Raw genomic sequence first — 16,969 nt, 5'->3', positions numbered from 1 at the left:
AATTATTGAAAAGAGCAAAATACATAGTATCAATCACTACCTGTTATTAAAAGATCATCCCTCACTGTTATTAATAACTTTTTATCAGCGATAGCTTGTCCTTCTACTACTTCTAATGATTCGATATATCCACTGATTCCTACCTTAATTTCTACTTTCTGTTTATCTATTGTTTCAATTAACGCTAATTTCTCCCACTCGTATACGTAAGAGCTTTCCGTAACAAATAGCTTCTCTACTTTCCCGTAACAAGGACTATACACGCCTTCTATAACCATCTTCACTTTATAAACTCCTCCTTCTTATTAATTGGTACTGAAACGTTGCATATCCCTCCTTTAGAGATTTCAACTATTATTTATGCAAAATGCGTACCAATCTCCAATTCCTATTTAAAATGAAGGTTTCTCAAAAAAAAATCTTCATAACCGCAAAATTTTTCTATCATTTGAGAAGTTTTAAAGGGAAAATAGCAAAAAAATTTTGCGATTTTATAAGAATTTTAATAAAATTATAAAAAGTCAGTCTTCATAGGGTGAAATGAGGAGAAGATAATCTATGCGTACAGAAGAAATTAATTTTAAACAGATCATTGAAATGAATATGCTATATGAAACTTTACTCAATGAGCTCGATATCGGGATTCATATTATTAATGAGGAAAGTAAAACGATTATCTATAACCGGAAAATGATGGAAATTGAATCAATGGAACGCTCAGATGTGCTATATAAAAGTCCTTTAGAAGTATTCGCATTTGAAGAAAATAAAAATAGTACTCTTATAGAGGCATTAAAATTAGGAAAAACAAACAAAAATATAAAACAAACGTATTTTAACAATAAAGGGCAAGAAATTACAACGATTACCAATACTTTCCCTATAATAGAAAACGGAAAAATTAAAGGCGCTATTGAAATTTCAACAGAGATTAGTCATTTCAAACAAACAATGAAAACGAACTTTTCTCGAAAACAAAATAATAAATTTACCTTTGATCACATAATCGGTGATTCTAATGCTCTTCAATCTGTCATTACAGAAGCAAAGAGAGTAATTCGTACATCCTCATCCATACTTCTCGTAGGAGAAACAGGGACCGGTAAAGAACTATTTGCACAAAGTATCCATAATGAAAGTCAACGTTCAACAAAACCATTTATTTCACAAAACTGTGCCGCTATACCTGATACACTCATGGAAAGCTTATTATTTGGTACGAACCGAGGTGCATTTACAGGAGCTGTCGATAAAGCTGGTTTATTTGAAGAAGCAAATGGAGGAACTTTGTTATTAGATGAGATCAACTCATTAAGTCCAGCACTTCAAGCAAAGTTACTACGAGCTATACAAGAAAAAACAATACGAAGAATCGGAGGCACACAAGAAAAAGAAATTGATGTTCGTATTATAGCAACTATTAATGAAGATCCTCTTGAAGCTATTACACATAATCGATTACGGGAAGACTTATATTACCGATTAAGCGTCGTTACTTTATGTCTCCCGCCTTTACGTGAACGAAAAGAAGATATTCCTGATCTTGTGCAGCACTTTATCGAAAAGTACAACATTCAATTTGGACTTGGCGTAACGGATCTAGATGTACATGTAAGAGAATTCTTGTATGCATATGATTGGCCTGGAAACGTACGAGAATTGGAACATATCATTGAAGGTTCGATGAATTTAGTTGAAGATGAAAATATCATTACAGCGTTTCATCTTCCTACTCGCTTTCGTGAACGAATAAAAAAAGAATTCAATATGCAACCTTCCCTAACTAATAACGATGCTGATGCACCTAAAACGTTAAAGCACACAATAGAGGCAATGGAGAAGAACTACATCAATCAAATTCTGACAGAGTATCACGGTAATATCTCACAGGCTGCAAAGTTTTTAGGATTAAGTAGGCAAAACTTACAATATCGAATTAAAAAATTGCATTTACACATATGAAATGAAACTTTAATCAAATGTAGGATTAATCCGCTTCTAAGTGTAAATAAAAATTTGGAAAAATATGCTACAATAAACATATAACATACTAGAAAGGAACGATATATATGAGTAATGATAACAAATTAAAGTTATTACAATACTTAGCCTTCTTCCCTACCCTTGTATGTATGATGTTACTAGTTGATATAAATGCTTATCCTTATGCAAAACTATTAGCAACAATTAGCGGCTCCTTTGCAGCTATTATTCTTGCTACTTTTTGGAATTTGAAGATACGTATGAAGAAAGAAAAATCTTCTTAATGCCAAAACAATAAAAAAATCGAGCTTACACAGCTCGATTTTTTTATTGTTTATTAAAATTCAACATTCTCCAAATACAAACCACTCGCCTCAGCAAGACAATTAATTTGATTACGTTGTTTTTCCTCTAAAATACTTGGGATTGCGTCCGCATCTAATTGTCCTAATCCAACTTCAATTAATGCTCCAACAATTTTTCGTACCATGTTATGAAGGAATCCGTTACCACTTACTCTAATTTGTACAAATCCTGCTTCTTCCATCACTTCAAGTGTATATACTTCTCGAACCATAGACTTTTTCTTTGATTTCGCATTTGAAAAAGCAGTAAAATCATGTGAACCAACTAAATGTTGCGCAGCCTCTTTCATGCTTTTCACATTTAATTTTTTATTCACATGCATGCTGTATTTACGCATAAATGGATTTGTATGCTCTTCATTCCAAATTTTATAAAGATATGTTTTTGCTTTAGAATTGTAACGAGCATGGAAGCGATCTTGTACTTCTTCTACATTCGTAATGCTAATATCGTTGGGTAAATGTTGATTTAAATATTTTTTCACTTTCTGTTCCACTAACTTCTCATCACTTTGAAAGTTAGCAACTTGATTCAAAGCATGTACACCCGCATCTGTTCTACTACAACCGATAATTTCAATTTCTTTTCCGATCATTTCAGATATGACACTCTCGATTTTTCCTTGAATTGTATTATCGTTATTACCGAGACGTTGCCATCCTTTAAAACGTGCACCATCGTACTGAATCGTTAATTTATAATTATTCATTTTACTCTCCTTCATAGAAAATATTCCCTCATATCGTGAGGGAATATGAATAAACTTTACTTTCTAACAAGCTTCACTACATTTTCTACATGGGCTGTATGTGGGAACATATCAACTGGTTGTACATATTCCACTTCATAACTCTTCATTAATGCTTGTACATCACGTGCTAATGAAGAAGGATTACAAGATACGTAAACAACTTGTTTTGGTTTCACTTTTAGAATTGTTTCCAGTAATTTATCATCGCAACCTGTACGAGGTGGATCGACAACAATTACATCTGGACGCCATCCTTCTTTTACCCATTTCGGTAACCATTGTTCAGCTTTACCTGCTTCATATTTCGTATTTGTAAATCCGTGACGCTGCGCATTTTTTCTTGCATCTTCAATCGCTTCTGGAATTACATCCATACCACGTACTTCCGCTGCATCATTTGCAAGCCAAAGACCGATTGTACCAACACCACAATACGCATCTACAATTTTCTCATCGCCTGTTAAAGCAGCTGCTTTTTTCGCTTCATCGTATAAAACAACTGTTTGTTCTGGATTTAACTGGAAGAATGCACGTGCTGATAATTCAAATGATAAATCACCTAGTGTTTCTTGAATTACTTCTTTTCCAGCTAATTTAAATGTTTTATCACCGAAAATAACAGATGTTTTACGCCAGTTTACGTTTTGCATAATTGATTTAACAGCTGGCATCTGTTTTTGTACTTCTGCGATAAATTGATCTTTATTTGGTAATTCTTCTTTTGTTGTAATAAGTGTAACTTGTACTTCCCCTGTTTGAACTGCAGTACGTGTCACAATTGTGCGTACTAAACCTTTTTGTTTTTTCTCATTGTAAATAGAAACATTTAATTTTTCTAATATACGTCTTACAACTTTTGTCGCTTCATTCGTTGCTTTATGTTGAATCATACAGTGAGCAATATCAATTAACTGATGTGAATTTTGCTTATACAGCCCTGTAATAACCTTTTCGTCTTTACGTCCCACTTGTAATTGACTCTTATTACGATAATGCCATGGGTTTTCCATACCAAGCGTTGGACGAATTTTTTCTTCCAAACTGTTGTTCATATACTTCTCGAATGCTTGTACGACGATATCACGCTTTTGATTTAATTGTTCTTTATAATCTAAATGTTGCAGCTGACAACCGCCACACTCTTCATATACCGGACATGGTGCTTTCACACGATGTGGTGAAGCTTTACGAACTTTTTTCACTTTCGCTTCAGCGAAGCCACGCTGAATTTTCGTTGTTTCAGCAACAACTTCTTCTCCTGGTAATGCCCCTGGAATGAAAACAACTTGTCTCTTAAAATAACCAACGCCTTCTCCGTTAATCCCAAGACGTTTAATTGTCACAGGAAACGTTTGACCAACTTCCAACTTACTCTCATGTTGCTTTTGTATCATTATTACACCTCTACTCTATACTTTTCCATAAATATAACGCTGCATAACTGCAGTATGGTTCACACTCTTGTTTCACTTTTTCTAAAAATGCATCATCAGGTTTATCATCTAATTGAAATACACCTTGCACTGCACGCTGAATCCCAATGTCCGCTTTCGGAAACATATTCTTCCGTCCAAGCCCAAACATTAAAAAATTTTGCACTGTCCATGTACCAATCCCCCTAATTGGTAACAATTGTGCGGAAACCTCTTCATCCGCCCTGGTTTCTATACTCGCTAAATTTAATGTACCGCTGACAATACTTCGACCTAACCCTACTATATATTCAGCCTTTCGCTGACTAAACTTCTGCTCTCTCAATTCCTCTATTGAAATATTTGCTACTATTTCTGGAGTGGGGAAAAAGAATACACCGTTCTTCTCTGTTCCATATCGTTTCACAAACTGTTCTGTTAACACAGTAGCAAATTTCAAATTTATTTGTTGATGAATGATACAGCGAAGAAGACAAGCAAAATAATCAAACTCTAAAATAATTGGAGTATAAGCATATGTTTCAAATAGTGGACGTAATGATGTGTTTAAAAAATGTGTTTGTATATCTTGAAACGGTTCATTCCAATGAAAAATGGCCCTCATTCGTTTCATGACTTTCTCTTGATCTCCTGCCTGACTAGAGATCCAAAACTGTGGATTTTGAACAGTACCAATCCCTTGCAAGCGAACAACAATCTGTTCCTCGTCTATACAAAGCGGGACATAAATGACTTTCTCATCTAATTGAATGACGTTAAGAGGATCAAAAGATAAACGTTTTAATACCTCTTCAAAATGATACGGATACTCTAACGTAACATGTTCGCTCCACATACGTTTCCCCATCCTTTTTACACATCATTATAGCATGAGAAAACCGCAAGCATACATGCTTACGGTTGATTGCTTTTTACTAAGTCATCTAGACTTTTAAAATGATACCCTTTCTCGCGCAAATCATCAATGATTTTCGCAAGTGCTTCTGCATTATCTTTTGATATTGCATGAAGTAATAAAACAGATCCTGGATGAATCATCGTCATTACATTATTATGTGCATATTGCCATCCTCTTTGCTCGTCCACTTTCCAATCCAAAAATGCAAGTGACCAAAATACATTATAATAGCCCATTTCTTTCGTAAGAGCTAACGTTCTTTCACTGAATACGCCGCGCGGAGGACGTACATATTTTACTTCTTTTTGCCCAGTTACTTTTTTTATTTCTTCCGTTACACTCGTTAATTCTTCACGAAGTTTCTCATCATTTACTGCTGTGAAATCAGGATGACTCCACGAATGGTTTCCAATAATGTGTCCTTCATCCTTCATTCTTAACAATAAATCTTTTTGTGTTTTAATATAATGCCCAGTTACAAAGAAAGTTGCCGGTACTTTTTTCTCTTTTAATACATCTAAGATTTTCCCTGTGTATCCATTCTCGTAACCATTATCGAATGTTAAATAAATATCTTTTTTCTTTGTATCCCCTAAATAAAACCCACCATTTTTTTGTAGTAAATCTGTGTATAACTTTCCTGCATCTGGTACTGTTTCATTTTTAGGACGCGGGATTCCCCAGTTATGTGGAGTATTTGTATAAGCTAATGCTGAGACTGGAACAAGTGCCATCATAATTGAAAAAATGAGACCGATATATAACCATTTATATTTCATAAATAGTCTCCTTTCCATTCCATATATAATCGTACTTGTAGTTTCTGTTGCCGTGCATTCTTTCATGCTGAACATGTTTTTCTATATATACCAAAAAAATGCATCTCGAATCATTCGAGATGCATTTTTGTTTACTTAAATACTGGCTCTTTAAAGCTAGCTAATTTTTCAAGTGATGTTTTATCAACATCTGCATGTAAGCTATTACCATGAGAATCCATCGTTACAACTGCTTTAAATCCTTCGATACGTAAATGCCACATTGCCTCTGGAATACCAAATTGTAAGAAATCAACATCTTTTACTTCTTTAATACATTCAGCATAATATTGCGCTGCACCGCCAATTGCATTTAAATATACACCACCGTGCTCTTCTAAAGCCGCTAATGTTTTCGCACCCATACCACCTTTTCCAATGACAGCGCGAATACCGAATTTCTTCATAATATCGCCTTGGTACGGTTCTTCACGAATACTTGTCGTTGGACCTGCCGCTTTAATTTGCCAGTTTTCATTTTCATCTTTCACGACAACTGGACCACAGTGATAAATAACTTGTCCTTTTAAATCTACTGGACAATCGTTATCCATTAAATGCTTATGGATTGCGTCACGACCTGTATACATCATGCCATTAATTGTTACAACATCACCAACGCGAAGTTCACGAATTTGCTCTTCTGTAATTGGTGCTTGTAATACAATCTCACGTTGCTCTGTTTTTTCTTGCGCTTCTTGCTGAAGTGTATCCTCACCTTCTTGATATAGCCAATCCATAATTTCACCTGTTTCAGGATGGATTGTTACGCCAAGGCGGCGATATGCCCAGCAATTATACGCAACAGATACGTAGAAACTAGCTGGCAGACGATTATACACGCCAATTTTACAACCAAGTAAAGTTGTTTCTCCGCCAAATCCCATCGTACCAATGCCAAGCTTATTCGCATTTTCTAATACGTACTCTTCAAGTTTTTGTAACTCTGGTACTGGATTGACATCATCTAATGTACGGAATAATTGATTTTTTGCTAATTCGTAACCTGATGTGCGGTCTCCCCCGATACCAACACCAATTACACCTGCACTACAGCCTTGACCTTGCGCTTGATATACAGCGTGAAGAAGACATTTACGAATTCCTTCTAAATCACGGCCAGCGCGTCCAAGTCCTTCTAATTCACACGGTAAGCTATACTGAATATTTTTATTCTCACAGCCACCACCCTTTAGGATTAAGCGTGCATCAATATAATCTTTTTCCCATTGTTCAAACTTAATAACCGGTGTACCTGGTCCTAAATTATTTCCACTATTGTCCCCAAAAAGAGAATCAACAGAATTGGGACGAAGTTTACCATCTTTTGTCGCCCGCTCAAGCGCATTATAGATAGCTTCCTTCAACTTTAATTGATTCACACCAACTGGTGTATAAATTTTAAACGTTGGCATCCCTGTATCTTGGCAAATTGGCGAGATGTTATCATCAGCCATTTTAATATTATTCGTAATTGTGCCAAGTGCCATCGCAGAACGAGTCCCTGCATTTTCTCGTTCTTTCGCTTGTTGAATCGCACGACGAACATCTTTCGGTAAGTTCGTTGACGTTTCAACAATTAGTTGATACATGCTTTCTTGAAGCTTTTCCATTGTTACTTCCCCCTCAATTGTGAACGCTACCAAAACGTTATGAGCTGAAAATTCCATCGTTATGCTCTTCAGCTTTTTATTTGTTTCACGCTATTAAAGCATAAATGAAATTTTTCACAACTTGATTATACCTTTTTTTCTACCGTCCTTCTATTATCCATACAGAAAAAGGCTGCCAATTTTGCATTGGCAGCCTTTTTAATATATTATTCGTCTTTTTTAAATTGCTCACATTTTAATTCTAATTCATCTAACATCGCAAGAAGACGATCTACATCTTCTAACTCTACTTCTTCAGGTTCAATTGTATCAATTACTTCAATGAACATATTTAAACGTTCTTTTAAATATACTAGTTGTGAATCTTTATCCTCAATTGCTTTTCCCATGAAGGCACTCTCCTTTTAATTCGAGTTGCTTTTATTATACCGCAAAAATGATTGCTATGGGCATGAAATTTCATCAATTTTGTCACAGTCATTCATTCAAATGTAAGCCCTCTCTCTTTTTTCACAAAAAAGTTTCACTTTATAAAAAGTACATATTCTTCTATTATAGAGAATGGACAAATTGTTATTTCAATAGTCAAAGGAGTATTTCATATGACGATATCACAAAAAATGAAGCCGATTACTCCTTCTTACGATCCATGGGAAGCGTATATGGACCTTGAAGAGTACGGCAAACTACTATTAACAAACGTTGAGTTTACAACGACAACGTTATGCAATATGCGTTGCGAGCATTGTGCTGTTGGTTACACATTACAGCCGAAAGATCCAAATCCGCTTCCGATGGAGCTTTTATTAAAACGATTAGATGAGATTCCTCATTTACGTTCTTTAAGTATTACTGGCGGAGAACCAATGCTTTCAAAGAAATCCGTCGACAACTATGTAACACCACTCTTAAAATACGCCCATGAACGAGGCGTTCGCACTCAAATCAACTCAAACTTAACTATAGATTTAGCACGTTACGAACAGATTATTCCTTATTTAGACGTATTGCATATATCCCATAACTGGGGAACAATTGATGACTTCGTTGAAGGTGGATTTGCAATGATGGAACGTAAACCTACTTATGAACAACGTGCAAAATTATTTGAACGAATGATTACAAATAGTAAAGCTCTATCAGATGCAGGTGTACTCGTATCAGCTGAAACGATGTTAAACAAAAGAACTCTACCACATATTGAACATATTCATCGTCAAATTGTCGAAGAGATGGGCTGTAAACGTCACGAAGTTCATCCAATGTATCCAAGTGACTTCGCGAGTAATCTAGAAATTTTAACAAAAGCTGAAATTCGTGATGCAATTGAGCATTTACTAGAAATTCGCGATGAAAATGTATGGATGTTATTTGGAACTTTACCTTTCTACGCTTGTAGCGATGATGAGCGAGACATCGTCACATTTAAGAAATTACAAGAAAGCAAAAATGTAACAGTTCGTAACGATCCAGATGGTCGTTCTCGTTTAAACGTTAACATTTTCGATGGAAATATTATTGTAACTGATTTCGGTGACGTCCCCCTTCTAGGTAACGTACAAACAAACACACTACAAGAAGCGTATGACAAATGGAGTGCTTCAAAAACAGCACAATCATTAAGCTGTCACTGTCCTGCAGTAAAATGCCTTGGACCAAATGTTCTTGTAAAAAATAGCTACTATCCGACAGAAGACTTCTTATCAAAAACAGCAAACATAACATTTTAAAGTTCAACTTTAATCAGTGGAGGTTTTGTTCATTCCCCACTGATTATTAGTTGAACCAATTGCCCACAAATAGCGGGATAAATAAAAACGTCAGCTTATAAGCTGACGTTTTTTCATATTATTGCGAGTGAGAAGAAGAAATGAATTTAAAATACAAATGATCGTGAATTGGAATAGCAGCTCCGATTCCTTGTGAGGTAATATTTTTTACTACAAGCCTCTTTTGATTTCCTTTTAACACAAGGTACACTTCTCCAAATGTTACTTTTCCTTTTTCATTTACTGCTGGTGTATAAGCGTATAAATATCCAAGTTGACTCGGACTAATATTATACACACGCTCATGTCCAGTACCATAACCAATGGTCGTTTTAAATGAAAGCGGCAATTGTACTTTTTCAAGTGCTTTGAGAAGCATCATTTTTTTCACATCCGCAGTATTTTTCATATCTGCTGTTAAATCACCTTCAACCGTCTTTTGCGTTTCTTGCTTATAGCGTAGCGGATATAAGCGATCTCCTCCGCGATTATCGTACACATTGCGATTTACTTGTTTATATTCCCAATTAATCGATGTATCAACCGATTCATAATTTAAAGCCCATTGACCTAAATAAATCTTCGCTCGGTATCCTACCGCAAGCGGCGCATTCGAAATTGTCGTTTCATTAAACATTCGAATTAAGTCCGGATTTTCAATTTTAATATTTGCTGTTTTCAATAGTTCTTGAGCAAACTTACTCGGTTGTAAGCGCGGCAAATCTTGCGCATCATTTGGAAACGTATTGTCTTTAGAAATATTTAAAACAGATGAAGGCATTTTTGTTTCTACCGTTGTCTTTGCAAAACTCATGTTAGGAAATAATAGAATAAACGAGACCATAGTTGAAAGACATATGCTGTATACTCGTTTCACCTGTCTGGCTCCTTCCTACGTAAAGGTATATATACTACTTTGTTTATTGTTTTCTCTCAATACAATTGTTATGCCTATTTTTCATAATAAATAAAAACCAATTCCCATAATGACATACGCCGCTAATAAAGTACCGCCTTCAAACCAATTTGTATCTCCATCATTTGAAATCGCAATCGTTAAGAAAACAGCTGTAATCATAGAAACAAGTTCTGGTATTGTAAATACTAAAGGCATCCTTTGTGCAAAGAACATAGAAAGCAGTACTAATACAGGAGCAACAAACATGGCAATTTGCAACGTAGAACCGACTGCAATTTCAACTGCAATATTTACTTTATTTTTATACGCCATAATAATTGCAGATGCATGTTCCGCTGCATTCCCAACAATTGCAACGATAATAACCCCTATAAATAACTCTGACCAACCAAATGACTTTGCAACTGTCTCAAATGTATGCACGAGCGCCTCTGACACATAAGCGACCGCAATTGTCGCTATTGCTAAAATGATTAGCGCTTTACCTTTCGACCACTCTGGCTCTTCCTCATGAGCTACTTCGTCACTTTTATGCTGATATACACCACGATGCGTAACGAGCTTAAATAGCAATGCAGCAAGGTACATAATAATCATGATAATAGACACACCGATACTTAATTGATACGTCTTTCCAGCATCCATCTTCATTGAAAAAATCTCTGGAATAACAAAAGCTACTACTACAGCAAAGATTAATAAAGCTGAATTATGCCTTGCATCATATACATTAAAACTTTGTCTTTTGTATTTAAGCCCTCCTATAAAGAAGGATAGCCCTCCTACTAATAATAAATTCCCAAGTACAGAACCCGTTAAAGAGGCTAATACAACCTCAATTAATCCCGCCTGAAGTGCAAAAATCGAAATAATCAGTTCAACAGCATTACCGAAAGTAGCATTTAATAATCCGCCTATTCTAGGTCCAGAGACAATTGCCAAACTTTCTGTCGCTCTCCCCATAAAACCCGCTAAGGCGATAATAGTAATGCAATACACAGCGAACATAATTGTTTGAGGCCAATGAAGCATTTTTCCAAGTACAGAAAGTGGTACCCCGATCAGCGCTACTATAAGAAATATTTTATTAAACATGCTTTTCATCCTTCCATCGTATGTATTTCTCCTCGATATTATTATTATTCTTCTCCTAACTTGTCCGATTTCATCACAATTACGTTTAAAAAATCGGATTGAAGAAAACAGTATAAAAGATATTTAAATTATCTTGTTTAAACGGAGAAAATAATAAATTATGAACAGGGGTTAAAAGCATGCATTTAAAAGAAAAAATTGAAACTATTATTTGCGGTCAACGAACTGGTGTATTATCTACTGTACGTGAAAATAAACCTCATAGTACCTTTATGATGTTTTTCCACGAAGATTTTGTGTTATATGTTGCAACAGATCGGAAATCAAAAAAGATAACAGATATCGAAAACAATCCAAATGTACATGTACTACTTGGACGTGAAGGAAAAAAATTAGATGAAGATTATATTGAAGTTGAAGGCTTAGCTTCCATCGAGGAAGATTCCACATTAAAAAACAAGTTTTGGAATAATAGCTTAAAACGCTGGTTACTTGGTCCTGAAGACCCTAATTACGTATTAATAAAAATCAATCCCGACACAATTTACTACATCGATGGTGCTGGTACGACGGAGCCCGAGTTTTTACGACTATAAAATAAAACAAGCCCCCTTTAGGTGGGCTTGTTTTGTCGAAAAGTTCTTCTGAAAAAAACAATAAAATAGGTGGAACTTTCTAAAGATTCTGTTATATAATAGCAGTAACTTAAATAAACTGTATTAAAACAGATTGAGGGGAGAAATAAAATTGATGAAAAGAGAAGAACGCAAAAACATGATTGAGTTTATTGAAAAGAAAAAAGGGATTGAGCGTGATGAATTATTGTTTATGACAGACGATGAAGTAGAACATATTTATAATGTAACGTACTTTTTGTATGAAGAAATTGCAGAGTAGTATAATAATCCCCACCTTATTAGCAATATAAGGTGGGGATTATTTCGTTATTTGCGGGGCGGTAAAATCCCACTGATTAAAGTTTCACTTTATACGTGAGAATGGTTTTCATGTATAATAATGTAAGATTGGAGGAATTTTACTATGAGTTCATGGCTCTTATTCGCACTATTATCAGCAATCGCTGCTGCCCTTGTATCTATTTTCGGAAAGATTGGTTTAGATGGAATCGATGCCAATGTTGCAACAACGGTTCGTTCTATTATTATGGCATTATTTATGGTGGGCGTTATTATTATCCAAGGTAAATTTCAAAATATCGGCGACGTACTGCTAAATAAAAAAGCACTGCTCTTTATCACATTAAGTGGGGTTGCAGGTGCTTCGTCATGGCTATTTTATTTTCTTGCCCTCAAAACAGGGAAAGTCTCACAAGTGGCTCCTATCGATAAATTAAGCGTCGTATTTTCTATCATCCTCGCGATGATTATACTCGGTGAAAAGTTAAACTTTATGACTGGCGTTGGTGTAGTCTTTATTACAGCTGGTGTATTATTTATTGCTTTCAGCTAAAAAAACCGCTAATAGCGGTTTTTCTTTTTCTTTATATAAAACCATACAATACATGTAACAACTACTGAAATGAATAAAATCCATACTCCGTAATGATGTAGGCTATACTCAACGAAACGCCACTTCTCTCCTAACTTCCAGCCAAGTCCAATAAAAACACTTATCCAAATAAGCGCACCACCGTAAGCATACAAACAAAAACGCCAAAGTGTTAAATTCGACATCCCAGCAAAATATGCTGTTAAATGACGTACTCCCGGGATAAAGTAACCAATCATTAAAAGAAATGGTCCATATTTTTCAAATAAAATATGTGTTTTTTCAATGTGATGTTCTTTAATTCTAATCTTCGGCCCATATTTTTTTAAAACAGGGAGCCCAAGTTTTAAACCTAATATGTAGCTTAATGTAATACCTAACATCGCACCAGCCATTCCACTTAAAAAAGCAGCCGTTCCTGACATAACTCCTTTAGAAACGTTATAACCAACGAAGGTCAATAAAAACTCGTCTGGTATCGGTAATCCAACAATTCCACCGGCCAACGCTATAATAATTCCAAAATACCCATAATGCGCGATTAACTCGCCAATATGTTGTTCCATTCGGAAAACACATCCTATGCACGATCGTTATTCCACATTGTGCCCTTTCTATCTTTCAGACAAACATGGTATACATATTCACTATACATTGTTTTTATAATGAACTCTACTTCTATCCATTCCTTTAGCAGGAAGAAAGCGAACCATTAATCAGTGGTGATTTGCTCATCCTCACTAATTTTTAGCACACACCAATTGTGCGCCCGACTCCCGCCTACTTCCCTTGTATTCACCAATTTTTGAAGCGCTAGTCTTACTACCCGCAAATAGCCGGATTAAAAAATAAAAATTCATATGCTTGTTTTTTTGTTACAATAAAGGAAAGTTACTTTTCGCAACGGTTTAACTCTCAGGAAAAATGATATATCTAGCAAAAACATAGTTTGGTCGATATAATGCAACTTCTACCTATTAAAAGAACATACACCCTTTACATACAACATCATTTTTCTAAATTATACAGGGGGAACGAACATGACCATTGAAAATCAATTTATCCAAAAGGTTTACTATAAAACATTTTTAACAGAAGAAACTTCTACTCCAGTATCAGAAGTACTCGGTGAAGCATATATAAATGAATCTACAAATGAATTCTCCAACATTTCTAATATCCGCTTTGCTCAAGGTGAATTTTATTACCAAAATAAAGACTTTGAAGCAGCGATATTTAAATGGGAGAAAGTAAATAACGAACTTGCACTTTGGGCAACCAAAAATATTGCGGATTCTTATTTTGAACTAGGATTCTTGCCAAAAGCAGAAGAGATTTATCAATCTATTCAAACGGAAGATACAACTCTTACAATGGAAGTTTCCTTACAACTTCTTTCTCTTTACATCGAACAAGATCGTTTAGGTCTAGCATTTAAGACGATTAGTGAGGCTGTTGCATTTCAACCTGACTATCCTAATATCACTGCAATTGCTCGCTCATTCTATGAAAAACAAGAAGATTGGAATAATGCTATCGAACTTGCCGTTCAAGAAGGAATTCGAACAAAATCGTTACACTGGTTCGATACTTTAATCAATTATGTGAATCAAGGATTCACGAAACAAATCAAACCAGAATATTTCTATGAATCTTTAAAAGCTTTATATGCAATTGATCAAGTCCAATTTAAAGAACTTGTTATTGCGCTTTGGAACAGCTATCAAAATGAAAACTTGCATCTACCTTGGATTCAAACAATAAATCATTTATTCTTACATATTGAAACAGACAACAATGACGATTGGCATGAAATTGTTGAACGCTATCAAGATACGTACTTTGAGTTAATTACTGGTGAGCATTTCATGCATGAAATGCAGGGACTTGTACCAGATTTATTAACAAATTGGTTTAGTTTAACGAAAGCAAAAGATGCCCTATTTGTCTCTGCTGCAGTGTTAGCATGGAATGAAGTTTCACCTACAACTTTAGAGTCATTACTCGTAAAAAGTGCTGGAGCCCTACTTTCTAATTCAACAGCTGAAACAGATGTAAATATGGAAACAGTTTCTCATTTATTCGAAACAATTGCTGTATGGGCTGAAAAAAACGATGTAGATTTAAGTCATCAATTTACGTTACTCGTTCACGAACTGTGTGATTTAAATGTTACACAATTACTAATAGCGGGAACTAGTGACCATGATAAATCATCCTTCATCAATTCAATACTAGGAGAGAACATCTTAACTGAGACTGTAACAACTCCTATTCTATTTAAAGATGATAGCCAAACTGAAATAACAGAATTCACTGCGTTAGATGTACACAATATACCTAGCTTTGATGAATTCCATCAAAGAATGGCTACACCTTCCGAATCAGAACTTGAGAAAAAATGTATAGAAATTAAGTTACCAAGTAGATTTTTAAGAAAAAATAAATTTGCATTTCTTGTTACGCCACCTGTTCAAGGGCAAGTGGATAAAAACAGCTCATATTTTGAATACTTACAAGCAGCAGATAGCCTTATTTACGTATTAAATTCTGCTTCACCATTACATGGTGAAGAACTTGATACATTACTTTATTTACGTGAACAAGTGCCAAATTTACAAATTCATTTCGTATTACACACAAATAATACGACCAATAATGAAAAACTAATGAGTAAGATTAAAGTCCATTTCCCAAATGCACAGTTCTTCCCATACTCTCCTTCACAAGAGAGTAGCCAGCAACTTGGAGACGTGACAGAGTCTATTCTTTCTAATCTAGCAGAACGTAACATGGAACAAGAACGTATAGAAAAACTAATATGGTTTACTCAAAAGACAATCGCATACCTTGTAAATGAACGTGTGGAGTTAGAAAATACATTAGTGAAATCCGTACGCTGGAATAAACATATCTCAGTTAAATTAAATGGATTTATTAACAACCTTACTGCTCTTGAAAAAGATAAAATTCGTTCTATTACAGAATCTTATCTTTTAACGAAAGAAGAAATCACACGAGATATCCATTCTCAAATTCCTGAATTATTACAGAGTTGTTCTGACCTTGTTCAAGAAGATAGCGACTTCAAATTAGTTCATGAAGAATTAAATGCTGCGATGAACGAACGAGTTCAAAAACATGTACAACAAGTGCTTCTTCCTAAATTTACTGGTTCTATTCAGGAGTGGATTGAAACAGCTCATAATGAATTTATTCAAGCTCAATCTTATTTAGATGAAATGAGTGAAACGTTTAATAAATTATATAAAGAAGAACGCATGAAACTTCCTTGTGATTTCAAATTACTAGATGATTGGCATCGAGATGTTGTACGCATGACAAATAGAATTACAGTAACGAACATCAATATTTTATTACGCTTTACACCGACACAATTTTTCTTAAAAAGTGCGGGAAAACTATTTGGTAACATGCAAAAAAATCAGTCTATGCTCGCAAACAAATATAAACAATACATTGAAACGGAAGACTATACGGAAATTGCTCAAACAATCTCAAAACAATTCTTCCTTCAATTTGAAGTATTTGAAGGCGCATTAGAACGAGATATCATGATGTTCTTTAAAGATCCACTTAGCATATTGAAACAAAATGTAGAAGCAGCTCAACTTGAAATACAGGAAGACGAGCAAACATTAGCAACATTAAGAAGCAACCCAGAAACTTATCACGATCCGTTAGCATTCTTTAAACTGCAACTATTGCAGCACAAATTCGTTTTAAATACAAACAAAAACAATGAAGACGTCTATGAATTTAATGAGTCTCCTACGATTTAACATAAAAAACCA

General features: G+C 34.9%; 17 protein-coding genes. 7 read left to right on the top strand and 10 right to left on the bottom strand.

The genetic code is table 11. The annotated features are described in order from the left end of the window. Positions 1-29: 29 nt before the first annotated feature. Positions 30-284: a biotin/lipoyl-containing protein gene (locus QCI41_RS20375; RefSeq protein ID WP_000784766.1), complete on the bottom strand. Its 255-nt coding sequence runs from the start codon at positions 282-284 to the stop codon at positions 30-32. Positions 285-558: 274 nt separating this feature from the next. Here QCI41_RS20375 and QCI41_RS20370 point away from each other — a divergent pair, with 274 nt between their 5' ends. Then, positions 559-1,962: a sigma-54 interaction domain-containing protein gene (locus tag QCI41_RS20370; RefSeq protein ID WP_353836822.1), complete on the top strand. Its 1,404-nt coding sequence runs from the start codon at positions 559-561 to the stop codon at positions 1,960-1,962. A 107-nt stretch (positions 1,963-2,069) separates the two neighbouring features. Next, the gene (locus tag QCI41_RS20365) at positions 2,070-2,267 is read left to right on the top strand and encodes a hypothetical protein (protein WP_353836823.1); all 198 of its coding nucleotides are present in this window, start codon (positions 2,070-2,072) and stop codon (positions 2,265-2,267) included. A 53-nt stretch (positions 2,268-2,320) separates the two neighbouring features. Here the strand turns inward: QCI41_RS20365 and truA are convergent, their stop codons facing one another. From truA to QCI41_RS20335, 6 genes are all read right to left on the bottom strand, one after another. Next, the gene (truA, locus tag QCI41_RS20360; protein WP_353836824.1) at positions 2,321-3,058 is read right to left on the bottom strand and encodes a tRNA pseudouridine(38-40) synthase TruA; all 738 of its coding nucleotides are present in this window, start codon (positions 3,056-3,058) and stop codon (positions 2,321-2,323) included. A gap of 56 nt (positions 3,059-3,114) precedes the next feature. After that, entirely contained in the window at positions 3,115-4,494 is a 1,380-nt protein-coding gene (rlmD, locus tag QCI41_RS20355; protein WP_353836825.1) for a 23S rRNA (uracil(1939)-C(5))-methyltransferase RlmD, read from the bottom strand. A 10-nt stretch (positions 4,495-4,504) separates the two neighbouring features. After that, a complete protein-coding gene (locus QCI41_RS20350; RefSeq protein WP_097857957.1) occupies positions 4,505-5,368 on the bottom strand; it encodes a DNA-3-methyladenine glycosylase family protein in 864 nt (287 codons plus the stop codon). 59 nt (positions 5,369-5,427) lie between these two features. Beyond that, entirely contained in the window at positions 5,428-6,210 is a 783-nt protein-coding gene (pdaA, locus tag QCI41_RS20345) for a delta-lactam-biosynthetic de-N-acetylase (protein WP_000875955.1), read from the bottom strand. Between the two features lie 131 nt (positions 6,211-6,341). After that, positions 6,342-7,862 carry a class I fumarate hydratase gene (gene fumA / locus QCI41_RS20340; protein WP_088110128.1) on the bottom strand — a complete coding sequence of 507 codons (1,521 nt, stop codon included), beginning with the start codon at positions 7,860-7,862 and terminating at the stop codon, positions 6,342-6,344. A gap of 206 nt (positions 7,863-8,068) precedes the next feature. Beyond that, on the bottom strand, positions 8,069-8,251 hold the full coding sequence (locus QCI41_RS20335; RefSeq protein WP_000513547.1) for an SE1561 family protein: 183 nt from the start codon (positions 8,249-8,251) through the stop codon (positions 8,069-8,071). A gap of 213 nt (positions 8,252-8,464) precedes the next feature. On the opposite strand from QCI41_RS20335, the gene yfkAB reads away from it, so the two are divergent. Next, a complete protein-coding gene (gene yfkAB / locus QCI41_RS20330) occupies positions 8,465-9,592 on the top strand; it encodes a radical SAM/CxCxxxxC motif protein YfkAB (RefSeq protein ID WP_060486929.1) in 1,128 nt (375 codons plus the stop codon). Between the two features lie 118 nt (positions 9,593-9,710). On the opposite strand, the gene QCI41_RS20325 is transcribed toward yfkAB, so the two are convergent. Beyond that, positions 9,711-10,508: a YfkD famly protein gene (locus QCI41_RS20325; RefSeq protein ID WP_033662157.1), complete on the bottom strand. Its 798-nt coding sequence runs from the start codon at positions 10,506-10,508 to the stop codon at positions 9,711-9,713. Positions 10,509-10,589: 81 nt separating this feature from the next. Beyond that, positions 10,590-11,645 carry a calcium/proton exchanger gene (gene cax / locus QCI41_RS20320; protein WP_353836826.1) on the bottom strand — a complete coding sequence of 352 codons (1,056 nt, stop codon included), beginning with the start codon at positions 11,643-11,645 and terminating at the stop codon, positions 10,590-10,592. 179 nt (positions 11,646-11,824) lie between these two features. Here cax and QCI41_RS20315 point away from each other — a divergent pair, with 179 nt between their 5' ends. From QCI41_RS20315 to QCI41_RS20305, 3 genes are all read left to right on the top strand, one after another. Next, positions 11,825-12,241 (top strand): pyridoxamine 5'-phosphate oxidase family protein, encoded by a 417-nt coding sequence (locus QCI41_RS20315; RefSeq protein WP_000550224.1) that lies wholly within the window; start codon positions 11,825-11,827, stop codon positions 12,239-12,241. A 154-nt stretch (positions 12,242-12,395) separates the two neighbouring features. After that, on the top strand, positions 12,396-12,542 hold the full coding sequence (locus QCI41_RS20310; RefSeq protein ID WP_000817786.1) for a BH0509 family protein: 147 nt from the start codon (positions 12,396-12,398) through the stop codon (positions 12,540-12,542). A gap of 144 nt (positions 12,543-12,686) precedes the next feature. Next, positions 12,687-13,115, top strand: coding sequence for an EamA family transporter (locus tag QCI41_RS20305; protein ID WP_000100305.1), 429 nt, complete (start codon positions 12,687-12,689; stop codon positions 13,113-13,115). A gap of 8 nt (positions 13,116-13,123) precedes the next feature. On the opposite strand, the gene QCI41_RS20300 is transcribed toward QCI41_RS20305, so the two are convergent. Beyond that, positions 13,124-13,720 carry a DedA family protein gene (locus QCI41_RS20300; protein ID WP_046953695.1) on the bottom strand — a complete coding sequence of 199 codons (597 nt, stop codon included), beginning with the start codon at positions 13,718-13,720 and terminating at the stop codon, positions 13,124-13,126. 474 nt (positions 13,721-14,194) lie between these two features. On the opposite strand from QCI41_RS20300, the gene QCI41_RS20295 reads away from it, so the two are divergent. Next, complete coding sequence (locus tag QCI41_RS20295; RefSeq protein WP_088092983.1) at positions 14,195-16,957, top strand: tetratricopeptide repeat protein; 2,763 nt, start codon at positions 14,195-14,197, stop codon at positions 16,955-16,957. Positions 16,958-16,969 lie beyond the last annotated feature (12 nt).

This window comes from Bacillus cereus group sp. MG4, from assembly GCF_040460055.1.
In the GTDB taxonomy this organism is placed as follows: domain Bacteria; phylum Bacillota; class Bacilli; order Bacillales; family Bacillaceae_G; genus Bacillus_A; species Bacillus_A wiedmannii.
The sequence above is the reverse complement of the archived record's forward strand: the minus strand, read 5'-3'. Positions and strand labels throughout refer to the sequence as shown.

What these genes read in the sequence shown, in the direction of transcription:
- QCI41_RS20370 (WP_353836822.1), top strand. Translation starts at nt 559, where the DNA reads ATGCGTACAGAAGAAATTAATTTTAAACAGATCATTGAAATGAATATG.
- QCI41_RS20365 (WP_353836823.1), top strand. Translation starts at nt 2,070, where the DNA reads ATGAGTAATGATAACAAATTAAAGTTATTACAATACTTAGCCTTCTTC.
- truA (WP_353836824.1), bottom strand. Translation starts at nt 3,058, where the DNA reads ATGAATAATTATAAATTAACGATTCAGTACGATGGTGCACGTTTTAAA.
- rlmD (WP_353836825.1), bottom strand. Translation starts at nt 4,494, where the DNA reads ATGATACAAAAGCAACATGAGAGTAAGTTGGAAGTTGGTCAAACGTTT.
- QCI41_RS20350 (WP_097857957.1), bottom strand. Translation starts at nt 5,368, where the DNA reads ATGTGGAGCGAACATGTTACGTTAGAGTATCCGTATCATTTTGAAGAG.
- pdaA (WP_000875955.1), bottom strand. Translation starts at nt 6,210, where the DNA reads ATGAAATATAAATGGTTATATATCGGTCTCATTTTTTCAATTATGATG.
- fumA (WP_088110128.1), bottom strand. Translation starts at nt 7,862, where the DNA reads ATGGAAAAGCTTCAAGAAAGCATGTATCAACTAATTGTTGAAACGTCA.
- QCI41_RS20335 (WP_000513547.1), bottom strand. Translation starts at nt 8,251, where the DNA reads ATGGGAAAAGCAATTGAGGATAAAGATTCACAACTAGTATATTTAAAA.
- yfkAB (WP_060486929.1), top strand. Translation starts at nt 8,465, where the DNA reads ATGACGATATCACAAAAAATGAAGCCGATTACTCCTTCTTACGATCCA.
- cax (WP_353836826.1), bottom strand. Translation starts at nt 11,645, where the DNA reads ATGTTTAATAAAATATTTCTTATAGTAGCGCTGATCGGGGTACCACTT.
- QCI41_RS20315 (WP_000550224.1), top strand. Translation starts at nt 11,825, where the DNA reads ATGCATTTAAAAGAAAAAATTGAAACTATTATTTGCGGTCAACGAACT.
- QCI41_RS20310 (WP_000817786.1), top strand. Translation starts at nt 12,396, where the DNA reads ATGAAAAGAGAAGAACGCAAAAACATGATTGAGTTTATTGAAAAGAAA.
- QCI41_RS20305 (WP_000100305.1), top strand. Translation starts at nt 12,687, where the DNA reads ATGAGTTCATGGCTCTTATTCGCACTATTATCAGCAATCGCTGCTGCC.
- QCI41_RS20300 (WP_046953695.1), bottom strand. Translation starts at nt 13,720, where the DNA reads ATGGAACAACATATTGGCGAGTTAATCGCGCATTATGGGTATTTTGGA.
- QCI41_RS20295 (WP_088092983.1), top strand. Translation starts at nt 14,195, where the DNA reads ATGACCATTGAAAATCAATTTATCCAAAAGGTTTACTATAAAACATTT.